We start from the raw sequence: 13882 nt of genomic DNA on the forward strand, positions 1-13882 counted from the left end.
CGGATCATTTTTGTCCCGCGAGGCCTGGGATGGTATCCGTGCGGGACTATCCGAACAAAACTATGTCGGTTTACTACGATGAATTCGACATTCCCGACCATGACTGCATTTTTCTAAATATTGCAAGCGCTCTACCTGCGGTTTTGCAAGCGCGCAATTTGCTGTGGTTGAAGGTTGGCGATTCATCGTAGTAATCCGGCATAGTTTTGAAATGGCGTTAAATCGGTAGCAGCGATTTTGCTATGCCGGGGGGCTCGGTCTTTGGGCAACTACCCTCGCAGGTAGGCGATGGCGATCTGCGTGCGGTTGCGCAGGCCCATTTTGGCAAGGATTGAGCTGATGTGGTTGCGCACGGTGCCTTCGCCCATATAGGCGGTGGCGGCAATCTCCTTGTTGTCGAGGCCACGGGCGATGAGCTCGGCGACTTCGAACTCGCGGTCGGTCAGGCCGGCAAAGGCCGCGGGCCGGCGGGTCGTGCCCGCCTCGACGCCCGTTCCGTCAAAATCGATGTCCTCGATCGCCTTTCCCTCGAGCACGCGTTTGCCGTCCATGACCTGCGCCAACGCCGGCGGAATGGCGGCGACATCGGTTTTGATCAGGTAGCCGCGGGCGCCCAGTTTGAGCGCCGACACAATGTACTCGTCATCCGAGAATGTCGTCAGAAACACCACGCGCGCCGAAGGGTCGCGCTCAAGGATCTCGCGTGCCGCCGAAAGACCGTCCCGCCCCGGCATCTGAATGTCGAGCAGTGCGATATCGGGCGCGTGTTCGGCATAGAGCGAAACCGCATCGTTGCCGTTGGCGCCGGTGCCCACTACCTCGATCTGCGGCTGGGCGCCCAGGATAATCTTGAGCGAATCGACCACCAAGCGGTCGTCGTCGACAACGATGAGCCTCATCAGTCCTCATCTCCTTGCTGTTTGGGAACGGTGGCAAACACGCGCCAGCCGCCGGTGCTGGCACGCGGGCCGGCGGTGAAGGTGCCGCCAAGCGCCTCGATGCGCTCGCGCATGGAGGCGAGCCCCATGCCCTCCGCGGCGCCGCGGCTGCTTGCTTGGACCCCGCCCGTGCCATCGTCGGTAACGATGAGCTGGTAAAACGACGGATGCTCCATGCATCGTACAGTGACAGCATGGGCGCAAGCGTGGCGCATGGTGTTGGAGAACGCCTCGCGCAGGACCGCCGCAAAGCAGTTGGCGACGTTTGCGGGTGCATGCTCGGCCATAACTTCAAGCTCAATCTGCGGACCGCCGTCCGAGCGCGCGCCTTCGACAATGCGTTCGAGCTGCACGGAAAGGTCGACGGCGTTGTCGTTGAGCGCGTGGACGCTGGTGCGCACAAGCTGGAGCGCCTCGTCAACCGTGCGTTTGACGTCGGCGAAATCGGCGGCAACCCTGGGCTCGTCGGCGTGCACGACGCGCAGGGCCTCGGTCTGCAGCGAGGCGCGCGTGAGCTGGTGGCCGACGTTATCGTGGATCTCGCGCGCGATACGGGCGCGTTCGGCGAGTGTCGCGAGCTCGACTTCGTAGTCCTGGCGATCGGCAAGGTCGCGGTTGCGCGCTTCGAGCGCGAGAGCTCGTTCCTGCAGCTCGTCGCGGATGCGGCGCATGCGCTGCTGCTCGCGCTCCAACTGGGCGGTACGTAGCGATAACAAGGTGGCGGCAACTGAAAGGATGGCGGTCAGTAGAAGCGTTCGGGCGGTGAGCGCGTCGGCGCGTAGGTCCGCGACGAGTGCAAAGACAAAGGCGACGCCAATGCCCAACGCGACCCAAACGTGTTCACGGCGCACGCGCCGCGCAATGTCATAGAGGGCGAGAGGCGCAAACGGCACAAACGGCGGCGCAAAGACGGCCGCGATGATGTAAGCGTAACTCGCGGCCTTGCTTACACGGCGTGTGCGTTCCCCCTGTGCGACCTCGGCCAGCGAGGTGGCGATAACGCCAAGGCAAAACGCCGCGACCAGGCGGGCGTCCACAGCAAGGCCCGTGGCGGCCGCAATGCAGCACGCCAGCACGATCGATTTGTCGAAAAGCCTGTTCATACGGGTATTGTACGCGATGCTGCGCGCGGGGGAGGCGCCGCCCGGGGCAACCGTGACATTCTTCCCGCGCGGCAAAGCGGCGTCGATTGCTCGCGCGAGCGGGGGTTTCGCCTCCGCCCCCTCGCACTCGTGACAAAGCTCACTGGTGCGCGCCGGCGGCTCCTGCGATGATGCAATCGTACCGGGCCGCAATCAACAGAAGGGCCGCCTCATGACAGACATCGTCCACGTCGAAAACCTCGTCAAGCGCTACGACGATCTTATCGCGCTCGACCACTTTAACCTGAGCATCGCCCCTGGCGAGATCTTTGGCCTGCTGGGCCCCAACGGCTCGGGCAAGACCACATCCATCAACTGCATTCTGCAGCTGCTCGCCTACGACAAAGGCACCATCGAGCTGTTCGGCGAGCCCATGACGCCCGCCCGCTATGACCTCAAGCGCCGCATCGGCGTGGTGCCACAGCAGGTGGCGGTGTTCGACGAGCTCACCGTGCGTGAGAACATCGACTATTTCTGCAGCCTCTACGTTAACGATCGCAAGCGTCGCCGTGCGCTGGTGGACGAGGCGATTGACTTTGTCGGGCTGGGTGACTTTACCAAGTTCCGCCCCGGCAAGCTCTCGGGCGGCCTGGCGCGTCGCCTCAACATCGCCTGCGGTATCGCGCACAAGCCCGAGCTCATCTTTTTTGACGAGCCCACGGTGGCGGTCGACCCGCAGAGCCGCAACGCCATCCTGGAGGGCATCTGCCGCCTGCGCGACGAGGGCGCCACGGTGGTGTATACCAGCCATTACATGGAGGAAGTCGAGCAGATTTGCAGCCGCATCATGATCATGGACGGCGGGCGCGTGCTGGCGCAGGGCACTAACGACGAGCTCAAGCGCATGATTCAGATGGGCGAGCGCGTGACGGTCGAGGTCGGCGCCGTCGAGTCGGCCACGGTCGAGCGGCTGCGCGCCCTCGAGCACGTGCTTTCAGTCGAGCTGTCCGGCGGCGAGCTCGTCTGCACCTGCGAAGCGAGCCCGCATAACCTGGTCGACATCCTCGACACGCTGCGCGCCGCCGACGTGGCGCTCGGCCGCGTGTGGAGCGAGCCGCCGACCCTCAACGACGTGTTCCTCGAGATCACCGGCCGCGAGCTGCGCGACTAGGGGGCAGCCATGTTCAACACCATCATCACCACGGTCAAGACGCTGCTGCGCCGGCCGAGCACGTGGGTTTGGGGCGCTCTCTTTCCCATCGCGCTTTCCACGATGTTCATGTTTATGTTTGCGAACCTCAGCTCCGACGGCACGGTCGATCCGGTGCCGGTTGCCATCGTGGCGGACGAGGCCTGGGACGCCTCGACCTTTAAGAACGTGGCGGCTTCGCTTGCCAAGGAAGGCGACGACCAACTGCTCGAGATCCACGAGTGCGACGACGCAGCCGACGCGAGCCGTGCGCTTAAGGCCGGCGAGGTCGCGGGCATCTATACGGTCGACGACGCGGGCACGCCCAAACTCACGCTGCTATCGAGTTATGACGGCTCGCGTGCGTCGTCGGTGCTCACCGATCGCAGCATCCTGGAGACGGTGGCAAGCTCGTATACACAAAATGCCGAGCTCATGTCCCAAATTGCCCAGGACAACCCAGCGGCGCTCGCCGACCCGGAGGCGGTTGCGCGCGCCCTGTCGCTCGAGGGCGGCACCCGCCGCGTGAGCCTGACGCGTACCACGCCCGATGGCACGGTCATCTACTACTATGCGCTCTTTGGTCTGGTGGCGATGATGTCTGCCGAGTTTGCCGCCTTGAGCGTCGTCGATCTGCAGCCCAATCTGTCCGGCCTTGGCGCACGTCGCTGCGTGGGTGGTCTTTCCAAAACGGCGTCACTGGCCGGTATCTTTGTGGGCTCGTGGCTGGTCTCCTTTGCCTCGATGGCGATTGCGATCGGCTACGTGCGCCTAGTCGTGGGCATCGACTTTGGCGGGCGCGAGGGACTGTGTTTGGTGGGCGGCGCCGCTTCCGCGCTTGCCGCCACGGGCTTGGGACTCTTTGTGGGCACGCTTCCCGTTAAGGGCGGCAAGGCGTCCAAGTCGGGCATCCTCACGGGCTTTGCCACCACGTGCGCCCTGTTCGCCGGCCTCTACGGCGAGCCGGCGATGGCGCTTGCCGACGACGTCGCCCGCGCCTGCCCGGCCGAGTGCTGGCTCAACCCCGTCAAGCTCATCTGCGACATGTTCAACCGCCTGTATTTCTTTGAGGACCTGGGCCCCTTTGCCGTTCGCGCGGGCGCACTCGTCCTGATGGCCCTGGTGTTTGTCGCCGCCGCCACGCTGATCTTTGGAAGGAGCCGCTATGAGCACCTTTAAGACTGCGCTTCGCATGGCGCTCGCACACCCGCTCTATCTGCTTATCTATACGGTGTTCATCTCGCTCATGGGTGTGTTTATCGCGGCATCGGTGAGCTGGAACTCGTCGCAGCTCACCGAGTACAAGCCCTACGATGCCAACGTGATCGTGGTCGATCGCGACGACAGCGATCTTTCGCGTGCGCTTACCAAGCATCTGGGTTCGCGCTTTGAGCTGGTCACGGGCGTCGGCGACGGCACCTACGACCTCGCGGACGCGCTCTCCAAGAGCAACAGCGCCAAGGGCAGTGCCGACTGCGTGTTCTTTATCCCGGAGGGGTTTGAGGACGACCTCGTTGCAGCCGCCCGCGCGGGGGAGTCCCTGCCCAAGCTCGATGTGACCTACGGTGCCGGCACCATGGCGGCGGCGCTTTCGTCTGCCGAGGCCTCGCGCTTGATCTCGCTCGCGGGCGCTGCAGCCGCACTTGAGCCCGCCGCCTCTAGCGGCGACGTTGCCAAGGCCGCCGAGCATGCGGCCGCGAAGCGTGCCGAGGTCCAGATCGAGCAGGTCAAGGTTGACTCGACAGCCGCCGCCACGCTCGAGTCGTACTTCAACTTTGGCGCGTACGCGATTATCTCGTCGGTCATCGTGTCGGTGGGGCTGGTGTTCTCGGGCATGAACGAGCCCGAGCACGTACGTCGCATGGATGCCGGTCCAATCCCCGGGCGCCAGCGTTCGCTTGCCGTGTTTGCGGCCGCCGCCGTGATCACCGTCTGCATCTGGGTTGTGTCGAGCATGATGGGCGTCGTGGGCTTTGCCGGCGCGGTCGCCGAGGTCGGCGTGGGCCGTGTATGTCTGGCGCTGGCGGCGACGTTTGCCCTGGCGTGCACGCCGCTGGCCGTTGGCTTTTCCCTTTCGAGCCTGGGTGCGCGCGAGGAGCTGCTCAACGGTGTGGGCAACTTGCTTGGCATGCTCATGACGTTTTTGGGCGGCGCCTGGATGCCGCTGTCGCTCATGGGTTCGGCCGTGCAGACCGTGGCGCATTTTGTGCCGACGTTTTGGGTGAACGACGCGATCGGCAAGGCGCTTGCCTCGGACCTGACGTCTGCCGTGCTGGGGGACATCGCCTGCGACCTAGGCGTCACGGTGCTCTTTGCCGTGGCCATCGCCGCCGCAGGCTTCGCCCTCGCACGCGCCAAATCCCGCGCCTAGCCACCTAGTCATTTAAGAGCGTCCCCAACGACTAGTCTTGAAACAAATCCCCGCTCTCGCCCAAAAATAGTTCGCCAAGGTTTACTATTACGCTCATAAAGTAGTACAAGGCTAACAATGGGGGATAGCATGGCAACGCAGGAAGCCTACGTCCAGGTTAAGAATCTCAAAAAGCACTACGGCGATGGGGATGCGTGCCTGACGGTACTCGATGGCATCGACACGTCCATCAACCGCGGCGAGATCTGCGTCATGCTGGGGCCTTCGGGCTCGGGTAAGTCGACCTTTCTTAACCTGATCGGCGGCTTGGAGGATGCCGACGCCGGCTCTATTCTGGTGGACGGCTGCGACCTCACGGTGCTTAAGCCTACCGACCTGGGCGAGTATCGCCGCCGTGAGCTGGGCTTTGTCTTCCAGTTCTACAACCTGGTGCCCGATCTCACCATCAAGGAGAACATCGAGGTCACGGCGCACCTGTCCAAAAACCCGCTCAATGTCGACGACCTGCTGCGTTCACTGGGCCTCTACGAGCACCGCAACAAGTTTCCGCGCCAGGTTTCGGGTGGCCAGCAGCAGCGCTGTGCCATCGGCCGCGCGCTCGTCAAAAACCCGGGTCTGCTGCTGTGCGACGAGCCCACGGGCGCGCTTGATTACAAGACGTCCAAGGAAATCTTGCAGCTCATGGAGGATGTAAACCGCACCTACGGCTGCACCATCATCATTGTCACCCACAATGCCGCCATCGCGCGCATGGCAAATCGCGTGCTGCGCCTGCGCGACGGGCGCATCGTCGAGGATGAGCTCAACGAGTCGCCCGTCGCGGCCGCCGAACTCGATTGGTAGGCGGCGCCATGACACCTCTCGCAAAACGTCTCCCGCGCGAGCTGCGCCGCAATATCGGCAAGTACCTGGGAATCTTTTTGCTTATGTGCGGAAGCATCGCTCTCACCTCGGGCTTTTTGCTCGCGGCGCATTCCATCGGTTGCCTTATCGACGACATGCGCAATGCGTACACGATTGAGGACGGCCGCGTGACCACCTCCTTCGAGGCTACCGACGATCAACTCAAGGCCGCCGAGGACGCGGCCGACGACGTCGGCGGCGTCACGCTCTACAAGAATTTCTCCATCGACGCCATCATAAAAAAGACCGCCGGCGACGACAGCACCAAGCGCACGCTGCGCACCTATGCGCACCGCACCAAGGTCGATATCGCGTCCTACTGTGAGGGCAAGGAGCCCAAGACGGATGACGAGGTGGCCATCGACCGTGTCTTTGCCACCAATAACAACCTGTCCGTGGGCGATAGAGTCGAGCTCGAGGGTCGCACCTACACCATCTGCGGCATCATGACTCAACCCGATAGCCAGGCGCTGTTCCTCAACAATTCGGACTTTACGGTGAACACCATCACGTACGGCGTGGCCGAGGTCACCGACGCCGGCTTTGCCGCGCTTGAGGACGCCGGTGGCGCGCCTGCCTACACCTATTCCTTTATCTTTACCGATTGCGACCTCCCCACCGCGGATCGCATCGATGCGGAGCAGGATATGGTCGAGGCGCTGACCGATGCCGATGCACGCGTGGATGACCTCATCGACGCCGATTCCAACCAGGGCATTGGCTACGCACGCGACGACGTAGACGGCGACTCCATGATGTGGATGACGCTGCTCGACATCATCATCGTGATCATGGCGTTCGTCTTTGTGGTCCTGACCGACGCCACCATCGAGGAGGAGAGCGCCATCATCGGCACGCTGCTCGCCAGCGGCTATCGTCGACGCGAGATCGTGCTGCACTACCTTGCGCTTCCCGCCATCGTGGGCGTGGTCGCGGCGCTTTTGGGCACTGCGCTCGGCGTTGTGTTCTTTACCGAGCCCATGCGCAGCCTCTATTACGGCTCGTACAGCCTGCCGCCCTTCCAGGTGTACTGGAGCTGGGAGATCTTTGTGAAGTGCGCCGTGGTTCCCGCCGCCGCGCTCATCCTCATCACGCTGGTGGGCCTGCTTCGCAAAATGGGCAAGACGCCGTTGCAGTTCCTTCGCCACGAGGCGAGCGGCAAGTCTGGCACCAAGCGCGGCCTGCAGCTGTCGGAGCGCATGGGCTTTGTTTCCCGCTTCCGCCTGCGTATCTTCCTGCGCAACCTGGGCAACTTCGCCACGCTCTTCGTGGGCATTGCATTTGCGTCGCTGCTGATGCTTTTTGGCCTGGCGATTCTGCCCACGATGACGCACTACGCGGACAACCTCGAGACGAGCCTGGTCGCCGAGCACCAGTATACGCTCAAAGCGCCGCTGGAGCTCGAGGGCACCGCCGAGGAGCGCGAGCAATGGTCGGCACTCGAGCGCTTGCAGTCGGTTGACGGCGCGCTGCTAACCGCTGCCCAGGATGCCGATGATGAGCTTGACGATGCGGCCGATGCGGCGCAGGCGGCAGCCGATGCCGCGACCGCATCTTCGTCTGCCGAGAGCCTGACCGCAGCGCAGGACGCGCTTGCCAAGGTCCAGGACAAGAAAGATGCGCTCTACGCGCGCCTTGACGATCTTGCCGATGCCCTCGGCTGCGACCGCGACGAGGCTATCGACCTGATCGACAAGGCTTCTAAGATTGACACTGACGACGACGATATCCACCCGGTCAATACGACCGATAACGGCGCGGGCGCAATTGCGCAGGCCGAGAAATATGCCGTTTACCAGCTGCAATACGACCGCGGCGATGGTAATGGCGAGGAGACGATTTCCGTCTACGGCATTTCATCCGATTCGCGCTATTGGAAAGACCTCAACGTCGGTGATGGGCGCGTCGTCTTTGGCGGCGGTCTGCTCGATAAGTTTGGCTGGAGCGAGGGCCAGAAGGTCACGCTCGACGACAAGTACGAGGGCGAGCATTATTCCCTTGAGTACGCGGGCAAGGACTGTACCTGGGGCTCCAAGTCGGACATGAATATCTATATGAGTATCGATGACTTTAACGAGCTGTTCGGCAACGACGCCGCCTACTTCAACGGCTATGCGAGCGATGAGAAGCTCGACCTCGATGCTCGTTACTTTGCCGGCGACACCACGCCCGACGACATGCGCGCCGTGGGCGACCAGTTCATCGGCATGATGAGCAAAATGATCGGCATGATGGTCGGGCTCGCGGTGTTTATCTTCCTGCTGTTTATGTACCTGCTGACCAAGGCGGTGATCGACCACAGCGCCCGGTCGATCAGCTACATGAAAGTCTTTGGCTATCGCGATAGCGAGATCTCGCATCTGTACATCCGCTCGATCACGCTGTGCGTGGCGGCGTCGCTCGTGCTGAGCCTGCCGGTCATTATTGGCTCGCTCACGGCCATCTTCCGCTCGATGCTGCTCGCCTACAACGGCAATATCGAGATTTATGTGCCCTGGTGGTCCATGGCGGCGTGCGCAGGAATCGGCTTTGCAACCTATCTGGTCGTGGCGCTGCTACACACGCGCTCTATCAAGCGCGTGAGCCTGGCCGAAGCCCTTAAAGTCCAAGAGTAGTCGTTTAAGAACCTCCCCAACGACTAGGTTTCGCGCTTGACTTTGACCCTACTTTAACGGGTACCATCCTCTATGTCTGTAACGCCATATAGACCGAGGGGATAGATCTATGACCGCAACTGCACCCGCAGCACCCGCTAAGGTGTACTTCACCAACTTGCGCACGCATGCTCGCGAGAGCCAGCTCGACAAGCTCAAGCGCCTCATCCGCCGCGCCGGTATTGAGCAGATCGACTTTGAGAACAAGTTCGTCGCCATCAAGATTCACTTTGGCGAGCTGGGCAACCTGAGCTTTTTGCGTCCCAACTACGCCCGCGCCGTCGCGGATGTCGTCAAGGAGCTGGGCGGCAAGCCCTTCCTCACCGACTGCAACACGCTCTACGTCGGTAGCCGCAAAAACGCGCTCGAGCACATCGATACCGCCTACCAGAACGGTTTTACCCCGTATGCCACGGGCTGCCAGATCATCATCGCCGACGGCCTCAAGGGCACCGACGAGGCACTCGTCCCGGTCGAGGGCGGCGAGTACGTGCGCGAGGCCAAGATCGGTCAGGCTCTCATGGACGCCGATATCGTGATCAGCCTCACCCACTTTAAGGGCCATGAGCAGGCCGGCTTTGGCGGCGCCATGAAGAACCTGGGCATGGGAGGCGGCAGCCGTGCCGGCAAGATGGAGCAACATGCCGCCGGCAAGCCGAACGTCGCGACCGAGCACTGCGTTGGCTGCCGTGCCTGCGAAAAAATCTGCGCGCACGACGCCATCTCGTTTGACGATACCCGCGAGCGCGAGCTTGCCAACGGCAACACCCGCACGGTCCACGTGGCCGCCATCGACCACGATCGCTGCGTGGGCTGCGGACGCTGCATTGCGGCATGCAATCAGGACTGCATCAAGCCCGGCTATGACGCCGCGGCCGACGTGCTCAACTGCAAGATCGCCGAGTACACCAAGGCCGTCGTCGACGGCCGCCCGAGCTTCCATATCTCGCTTGCCATGGATATCAGCCCCAACTGCGATTGCCATCCCGAAAACGACACGCCTATCGTCAACGATATCGGCATGTTCGCGAGCTTCGACCCGGTCGCCATCGACCAGGCCTGCGCCGATGCCGTCATGGCATCCGAACCGCTGCCCAACACCGAGCTCACCGATAGCGCGGCCAAGATGGAGCATAGCCACGAGCATCTGGAGGGCGAGCAGGCCAAGGACCCCTTCTGCATCACGCATCCCGACACCGATTGGCGCACCTGCATTGCGCATGCCGAGAAGATCGGCCTAGGCACGAGCAAGTATGAGCTCATCGAGGTCAAATAGAGCCTAGCTATTGAACAAAACAAGCGTTTTTGTAGCGCAACGTTAGCAAAAGCCGCCCGCGAGCACAGCTCTCGCGGGCGGCTTTTTGGAAGTGCTAGGGGGTCAGATAGACCAGTAAACCGTGCTATTCGCCTAAAAATACTCGTCGAGGAAGTTGTTGACCGTGTTCCAGTAGAGCTCGGGGTCAACTTGCGCGCTCTTGGCGTGGGTAGCGCCATGGATGGTGAGCTTTTGCTTGACCTTGCTGGCGCACGCGTCGTAGTTTTGGTCGAGCATGTCGTACGGCACAAAGGTGTCCTGGTCGCCGTGGATAAACAGCATGGGAACCGTCGCGTGTTTGAGTTGCTCCACACTGCTCGCCGTATGAAAGTCGTAGCCCGCGCGCACGTTGCACACCAAGTTTGCTACATCGAGCAAGGGAAAGCTGGGCACCCCAAATACATCCTTAAGCTGCAAGGAAAACTCGTCCCAAACACTCGTATAACCGCAGTCCTCGATAATGCATTTCACGTTTGCAGGCAGAGATTCCCCCGCGACGTTCATGGCGGTTGCCGCACCCATCGACTCGCCAAAGACCAGGATGCGCGCCTCGGGGTCAGCCTGAACGATCCGCTCGATCCACGCGACGATGTCGAGGCGTTCGGGCCAGCCCATGCCGATATAGTCGCCGCCGGAGCGCTCGTGGGCGCGGGCGGCGGGCGCGAGTACGTTCATGCCGCGGTCATGGAAGCGTTTGGCGTATCGGGCCATGCCGATGGGCTCGTTGGTGTATCCGTGTAGACAGACAGCGTAATTGTGTGTGGTCTCTGGGGCGGCAAAATACCAAGCGGCGAGCTCGGTTCCGTCATCTGCGGTGAGGCTGCTGCTCTCACGATTCTCTTTAAACCATGCCCGCGCCTCGGTTTCCTCGGCATCCGGCTGCTCGCCTTCTTTGTCGTTCTTGCTATCCTGCATCATCTTCATGGTGTATGGCGCGCGGGGATTCAGCGCGAAGTCAAACAAAAAGTTGCCGGCAAATCCAAGCAGCGCGACGACAGCCACCAGTGCAACGATGCCGGCTATCTTGAGCTTTCGATGGGAACGTGCGTTTTGAGCCATGCGGTATTCTCCTATAAGATGTTAATACATCAACATTTAATGCAAGCGCATTATGGACGTTCGCCGTTGATGCGTCAACAAGCAAAGAATGGGTAAACAAAGGGTCACATATGGTGCAAATTTCGCACGTACCCAGACGCTTTGATATAGTGTTGAGAACTCTTTACGTTGGAGGATGTAACCGGCATGTCCGATTCGAGCGACAGTTCTAAGCCGCGGCCCAAGACCGCGGCCGTTCCACACTACACGGTGGGCGAGGAGATCATGAACTCCGTCACCCATGGTGTCGGCTGCCTGCTGGGTATCGCGGGTCTGGTGCTCCTGATCGTATTCGCCGCCCTGCGCGGCGGAGGCCCGGCCCACATGGCCGCGGCGATTGTCTATGGTGTCAGCATTATCCTCGAATATCTGGCCTCCACGCTCTACCACGCGATTCAGCCCGCGCGCGCCAAACGCGTGTTTCGCATCATCGACCACAGCTGCATCTACCTGCTCATAGCCGGCAGCTATACCCCGTTTTGCCTCATCACGCTCGCAAACGACGGCGGCCCTGCGCTGTTCTTTGCCGTGTGGGCCATCGCCATCGTCGGGATTGCCCTCGAGTGCTTTATGCGCGAGCGTCAACCGCACTGGGTAAGTGGCCTGGTCTACCTGCTGATGGGCTGGCTTGTCGTCTTTAAGCTGCCCGAGCTCGTGTCGCTGCTCAACCCCGTGGCACTTGCCCTGCTCGCCGTCGGCGGCGTGTGCTATACCGTGGGCGTGCCGTTCTATATCGCCAAAAACGTGCGCTATCTGCACAGTGTTTTCCACTTGTGGGTGCTCGCCGGCAGCATCTTCCAGTTCATGGCGGTGATCCTCTTCGTAATCTAGCGACCGCGCCCACGGCTCCGCTCGCACGGGCGACCGGCGCAATTGCCCTATCCGTCACCTACGCTTACTGCCCAACGTCCCGAATCTTGGAGGTTCGAGAAACTCCCGATGGACATAACCATCTCCCTTATTACCACGCTCGTTTTAACGCTTATCAACGGCTACTTCTCCATGTCCGAGATGGCGCTCACCACGGCTAAGCGCGCCGTGTTGGAACACGATGCCGAGGAGGGCGATAAGCGCGCCGAGCGCGCCGTCCAGCTTGCCGCCGATTCCGACCAGCTGCTCGCCACCATTCAGGTCGCCATCACGCTCGTGGGCTTCGCCTCGTCCGCCGTCGCCTCGACGAGCCTGTCCGACCCGCTCGCCACATGGCTCATGAGCTTTGGCATCGCGCCGCTTTCCGCCATCGCGCGCGGCCTGGCGCCGGTCATCATCACCGTCGCGGTCGCCTTTGTGTCCATCGTGATCGGCGAGCTTGTGCCCAAGCGCATCGGCCTCGCAAACGCCGAGGGCGTATCCAAGCAGGTCGTGGGACCGCTTTCCGTGTTCCAAAAGATCGCCCGCCCGCTCGTGTGGCTGACCGGTGCCTGCTCCGACGGCCTGGCCCGCATCCTGCGCATCAAGAGCGCCGACGACCGTCAGAACGTCTCGGAAGAAGAGATCAAGTACATGGTCTCGGAGCAGGACGACCTGCTCGACGAGGAAAAGCGCATGATCCACGAGATCTTCGATCTGGGCGACACCGTGGCTCGCGAGGTCATGGTGCCGCGCGTGGACACCACCATGTGCGAGGACGACGAGACAGTCGCCGACGTGCTGTCCACCATGCGCCAGACCGGCTTCAGCCGCATCCCCGTCTATCACGAGGACCCCGACAACGTCGCGGGCATCGCGCACATCAAGGACCTGATCCAGCCCGCGCTCGACGGCAAGGGCGACCAGCCCATCGCCAGCTTTTTGCGCGACGCCACCTTTGTGCCCGATACCAAGGACATCCTGCCGCTGCTGTCCGAGATGCAGACCTCGCACGACCAGATCGTGGTCGTCGTGGATGAGTACGGCGGCACGGCCGGCATCATCACCATCGAAGATATCGTCGAGGAGATCGTCGGCGAGATCGAGGACGAGTTCGACCCCGACAACAAGTACCTCACGCGCCTTTCGCGCCGCGAGTGGCTCGTCGATGGGCGTTTTTCGTGCGATGACGCGATTGAGCTTGGTTGGCCGCTCGAGGAAAGCGATGATTATGAGACCATCGCCGGCTGGATTTTGGAACTTTGCGACTCGGTGCCCGACATCGGAGAGGTGTTTGAGGTCGCGGGGTACAAGTTTAAAGTGCAGTCGATGCGTGGCCAGCGCATCTCGCTCATTCGCGTGATCGCTCCGGCCGAAACCGATAAGAAGGATTCCGAGTCTTCGGCAGAGAAGCCGGCGGCGTCGGGTGCGGGCACTGCGGATCCGCACGATGGCGACGAGTAGGGCAAGGACGAGTAGGGGA

11 protein-coding genes are annotated in these 13882 nt (G+C 61.9%); 8 read left to right on the forward strand and 3 right to left on the reverse strand.

The features are described from left to right. Positions 1-269 precede the first annotated feature (269 nt). Together ACESSC_RS08020 and ACESSC_RS08025 are read right to left on the reverse strand one after the other, a co-directional pair. Positions 270-899 (reverse strand): response regulator, encoded by a 630-nt coding sequence (locus ACESSC_RS08020; protein WP_195239905.1) that lies wholly within the window; start codon positions 897-899, stop codon positions 270-272. Beyond that, positions 899-2041: a sensor histidine kinase gene (locus ACESSC_RS08025; RefSeq protein WP_373162356.1), complete on the reverse strand. Its 1143-nt coding sequence runs from the start codon at positions 2039-2041 to the stop codon at positions 899-901. Before ACESSC_RS08025 ends, ACESSC_RS08020 begins: the two co-directional genes overlap by 1 nt. Positions 2042-2252: 211 nt before the next feature. On the opposite strand from ACESSC_RS08025, the gene ACESSC_RS08030 reads away from it, so the two are divergent. The 6 genes from ACESSC_RS08030 (at position 2253) to ACESSC_RS08055 (ending at position 10413) form a co-directional block, all read left to right on the forward strand. Next, a complete protein-coding gene (locus ACESSC_RS08030) occupies positions 2253-3191 on the forward strand; it encodes an ABC transporter ATP-binding protein (RefSeq protein ID WP_035137111.1) in 939 nt (312 codons plus the stop codon). Positions 3192-3200: 9 nt separating this feature from the next. Further along, complete coding sequence (locus ACESSC_RS08035) at positions 3201-4388, forward strand: ABC transporter permease (protein ID WP_373162357.1); 1188 nt, start codon at positions 3201-3203, stop codon at positions 4386-4388. After that, a complete protein-coding gene (locus ACESSC_RS08040) occupies positions 4375-5580 on the forward strand; it encodes an ABC transporter permease (protein ID WP_373162358.1) in 1206 nt (401 codons plus the stop codon). Before ACESSC_RS08035 ends, ACESSC_RS08040 begins: the two co-directional genes overlap by 14 nt. A gap of 129 nt (positions 5581-5709) precedes the next feature. Beyond that, positions 5710-6423 (forward strand): ABC transporter ATP-binding protein, encoded by a 714-nt coding sequence (locus tag ACESSC_RS08045; protein ID WP_373162359.1) that lies wholly within the window; start codon positions 5710-5712, stop codon positions 6421-6423. Positions 6424-6431: 8 nt separating this feature from the next. Then, the gene (locus tag ACESSC_RS08050) at positions 6432-9098 is read left to right on the forward strand and encodes an ABC transporter permease (protein ID WP_373162361.1); all 2667 of its coding nucleotides are present in this window, start codon (positions 6432-6434) and stop codon (positions 9096-9098) included. Positions 9099-9207: 109 nt separating this feature from the next. Continuing rightward, positions 9208-10413 carry a DUF362 domain-containing protein gene (locus ACESSC_RS08055; protein ID WP_118080131.1) on the forward strand — a complete coding sequence of 402 codons (1206 nt, stop codon included), beginning with the start codon at positions 9208-9210 and terminating at the stop codon, positions 10411-10413. A 132-nt stretch (positions 10414-10545) separates the two neighbouring features. Here ACESSC_RS08055 and ACESSC_RS08060 read toward each other — a convergent pair whose 3' ends face one another. After that, entirely contained in the window at positions 10546-11511 is a 966-nt protein-coding gene (locus ACESSC_RS08060) for an alpha/beta hydrolase (protein WP_118080133.1), read from the reverse strand. Between the two features lie 186 nt (positions 11512-11697). Between ACESSC_RS08060 and trhA the strand changes: the two genes are divergently transcribed. Further along, positions 11698-12381 carry a PAQR family membrane homeostasis protein TrhA gene (gene trhA / locus ACESSC_RS08065; RefSeq protein ID WP_373162363.1) on the forward strand — a complete coding sequence of 228 codons (684 nt, stop codon included), beginning with the start codon at positions 11698-11700 and terminating at the stop codon, positions 12379-12381. A gap of 108 nt (positions 12382-12489) precedes the next feature. Next, positions 12490-13863, forward strand: a complete 1374-nt coding sequence (locus ACESSC_RS08070; RefSeq protein ID WP_373162365.1) for a hemolysin family protein — start codon at positions 12490-12492, stop codon at positions 13861-13863. Positions 13864-13882: the final 19 nt, after the last annotated feature.

It is taken from the genome of Collinsella aerofaciens (genome assembly GCF_964243765.1).
In the GTDB taxonomy this organism is placed as follows: Bacteria; Actinomycetota; Coriobacteriia; order Coriobacteriales; family Coriobacteriaceae; genus Collinsella; species Collinsella aerofaciens_BU.

What these genes read in the sequence shown, in the direction of transcription:
- ACESSC_RS08020 (WP_195239905.1), bottom strand. Translation starts at nt 899, where the DNA reads ATGAGGCTCATCGTTGTCGACGACGACCGCTTGGTGGTCGATTCGCTC.
- ACESSC_RS08025 (WP_373162356.1), bottom strand. Translation starts at nt 2,041, where the DNA reads ATGAACAGGCTTTTCGACAAATCGATCGTGCTGGCGTGCTGCATTGCG.
- ACESSC_RS08030 (WP_035137111.1), top strand. Translation starts at nt 2,253, where the DNA reads ATGACAGACATCGTCCACGTCGAAAACCTCGTCAAGCGCTACGACGAT.
- ACESSC_RS08035 (WP_373162357.1), top strand. Translation starts at nt 3,201, where the DNA reads ATGTTCAACACCATCATCACCACGGTCAAGACGCTGCTGCGCCGGCCG.
- ACESSC_RS08040 (WP_373162358.1), top strand. Translation starts at nt 4,375, where the DNA reads ATGAGCACCTTTAAGACTGCGCTTCGCATGGCGCTCGCACACCCGCTC.
- ACESSC_RS08045 (WP_373162359.1), top strand. Translation starts at nt 5,710, where the DNA reads ATGGCAACGCAGGAAGCCTACGTCCAGGTTAAGAATCTCAAAAAGCAC.
- ACESSC_RS08050 (WP_373162361.1), top strand. Translation starts at nt 6,432, where the DNA reads ATGACACCTCTCGCAAAACGTCTCCCGCGCGAGCTGCGCCGCAATATC.
- ACESSC_RS08055 (WP_118080131.1), top strand. Translation starts at nt 9,208, where the DNA reads ATGACCGCAACTGCACCCGCAGCACCCGCTAAGGTGTACTTCACCAAC.
- ACESSC_RS08060 (WP_118080133.1), bottom strand. Translation starts at nt 11,511, where the DNA reads ATGGCTCAAAACGCACGTTCCCATCGAAAGCTCAAGATAGCCGGCATC.
- trhA (WP_373162363.1), top strand. Translation starts at nt 11,698, where the DNA reads ATGTCCGATTCGAGCGACAGTTCTAAGCCGCGGCCCAAGACCGCGGCC.
- ACESSC_RS08070 (WP_373162365.1), top strand. Translation starts at nt 12,490, where the DNA reads ATGGACATAACCATCTCCCTTATTACCACGCTCGTTTTAACGCTTATC.